The sequence below is a fragment of the Amphibacillus indicireducens genome (assembly GCF_039539605.1).
Taxonomy (GTDB): domain Bacteria; phylum Bacillota; class Bacilli; order Bacillales; family Amphibacillaceae; genus Amphibacillus; species Amphibacillus indicireducens.
The window spans coordinates 1-1,627 of sequence record NZ_BAABDL010000146.1 but is presented as its reverse complement, the minus strand read 5'-3'; the positions used below and the strand labels follow the sequence as shown (position 1 = coordinate 1,627).

The window sequence follows — 1,627 nt, the reverse complement described above, 5'->3', positions numbered from 1 at the left end:
AAAATAACTGCTCAGCATTGATGGAGCAATCATTTTTTCGTTTATATAAGAATGGATACTGTAAAATCCCCGATAAAAGGGTAAACAATAACTAAAGGCAATTCATTTTTATAACGTCAATGAGTGGTATATAATGAAAATATACAGCGTAATGAGCTCGACAAAATGACTTAGGAGTGAATTATAATGAAAAATAAAACAGCAATTATTACAGGCGGAGGTAGCGGTTTCGGACGTGAAGCAGCACTAAAACTCGCTCAAAAGGGAGCAAATATAACGATTGTCGATCTATCTGAGCAAACAGGTCAAGAAACTGTTCAACTCTGTAAAGATCTAGGCGTTGATGCGATATTTGTTCAAGCAGACGTCGGTAAAGTAGAAGACGTTAAAAAGTATGTTGCAGAAACAATCAATCACTTTGGTAAAATTGATATGTTCTTTAACAATGCTGGAATTTCAGGTTCTGGAGTAAGAACGTTAGAATGTTCAGAGGAAGAATTTGATGCGATTGTTAATGTGAACTTAAAAGGTGCTTTCTATGGCTTGAAATATGTTGCCAATGAGATGCTAAAAACTGGTGGTGGCTCGATTGTTAATACTGCCTCGCTTGGTGGTGTAGTCGGCATGCCAACATTAGGTGCCTATTCTGCAACAAAACATGCTGTCATTGGTTTAACAAAAACAATTGCCGGGGAATATGGCAAAGAAAATATTCGAATTAATGCGATTGCGCCAGGAACTAATGAAACACCAATGGTAAAAGCTTTCCCACCAGATGCGATTAAAGCAATGGGAGACGCAGTACCGATGGGTCGATTAGGCCAACCTCACGAAGTCGGAAATGTTGTTGCTTTTCTACTTAGCGATGAAGCTTCTTATATACATGGTGCGGTCATTTCGATCGATGGTGGATCCGCAGCTTTATAAAGGCGCGGTCAGTAACGATGGAGAGTTTTTCATAAAGCGAACTAAAAGGCGGGTGATCATCAACGATTACTTGTCTTTTTTGTGTTTTTAGAGCGATAAGGCTGTGCTAAGATAAAGGTGAGTTCATTTAAGTAGAGAAATGAGAGTGATCAATCATGAGAGAGCGATTTTTACGAAATAGGAAGTTAATTTTGAAGTATTACCTCGGTGCTGGAATCGGGCTATTTTTGTTTTGGTGGTTTGCCAGAACAGAGATGGTGGTTGATCCTGTTATTGTAGTGATATTGGCTGTTTATTTGCTTGTGTTTCCAATCATAATTGACCATACCCGAAAGTATTCGATTCATATTTTCTTGTTTCTACTTGCATTTATCACTGGTTTTTACAGTTTTTATCACTACTCATTAGCTGAACACTCAATTTTAAATGCGCTCTACTTTACTTTTCAACTGTATGTATTGATTGTGGCAGATGTGTTCACAGCAGACGGCTCAACCTTACTTCAGTATCCATTAATCGTTGAAATTGCACGTTGGTCGGCAGCCTTGTATACGATATCGACAGTATTTATTGCGATGTACCGGATGTTGGAGAATTCAATCTTATTAATCGTCTATCAATTAATTGGTGTACACTGAATAATATCTAAATGCCGTCCTCTTAACAGTTCTGTTGATTTTTTGATATACTAAGTGCAAGG

Annotated in this window: 2 protein-coding genes; both read left to right on the top strand. The window is 37.9% G+C overall.

Annotation, left to right across the window (positions count from 1 at the left end):
- Window positions 1–186: 186 nt before the first annotated feature.
- Window positions 187–927, top strand: coding sequence for an SDR family NAD(P)-dependent oxidoreductase (locus ABD814_RS12620; RefSeq protein WP_344913894.1), 741 nt, complete (start codon window positions 187–189; stop codon window positions 925–927).
- Window positions 928–1,082: 155 nt separating this feature from the next.
- On the top strand, window positions 1,083–1,565 hold the full coding sequence (locus tag ABD814_RS12615) for a hypothetical protein (protein WP_344913891.1): 483 nt from the start codon (window positions 1,083–1,085) through the stop codon (window positions 1,563–1,565).
- Window positions 1,566–1,627 lie beyond the last annotated feature (62 nt).

Coding starts and splice junctions, on each gene's coding strand:
- ABD814_RS12620 (WP_344913894.1), top strand. CDS start 187: ATGAAAAATAAAACAGCAATTATTACAGGCGGAGGTAGCGGTTTCGGA.
- ABD814_RS12615 (WP_344913891.1), top strand. CDS start 1,083: ATGAGAGAGCGATTTTTACGAAATAGGAAGTTAATTTTGAAGTATTAC.